Source organism: Paraburkholderia sp. SIMBA_030 (assembly GCF_046535245.1).
In the GTDB taxonomy this organism is placed as follows: Bacteria; Pseudomonadota; Gammaproteobacteria; order Burkholderiales; family Burkholderiaceae; genus Paraburkholderia.
On the sequence record NZ_JAWRXB010000194.1, the window covers coordinates 1 to 334 of the forward strand.

Annotated in this window: 1 protein-coding gene; it reads right to left on the reverse strand. The window is 57.8% G+C overall.

The genetic code is table 11. The features are described from left to right. Nucleotides 1-334 (reverse strand): DUF4123 domain-containing protein (locus tag SB772_RS39635; RefSeq protein WP_410838471.1); only part of this gene is annotated, 334 nt, incomplete at both ends.

Here is a 334-nt window from a genome sequence, read left to right on the forward strand (position 1 = left end):
GTCGAGGGTCCAAGCAGTGTTTTCTGCTGCTCGTCGTTCAGAATCCACGCAAGCTGCATGAGGGTGTATGCGTCGTGGTATCTAAGCTGGTAAGGCTTTCGATCTTCCGGCGAATGAACGGTCATCATGCGACCTAGATGGCGAATCACGCTACCGAGCGTTTGCGAGCACTCGATCAGCAGGCAAAACTGCGGCGGCTCGCCGCTAGCACTCCGATCAATTAACTCGGCAAACAGGTCAGCGCGTTCGCCAGCATCCAATGTACGCAAGGGCAGTACATGCGGAAGCTGGGATGCGATGTGGGCGTAGGCCGGCGGAGCCAGCGAGTGCAGAG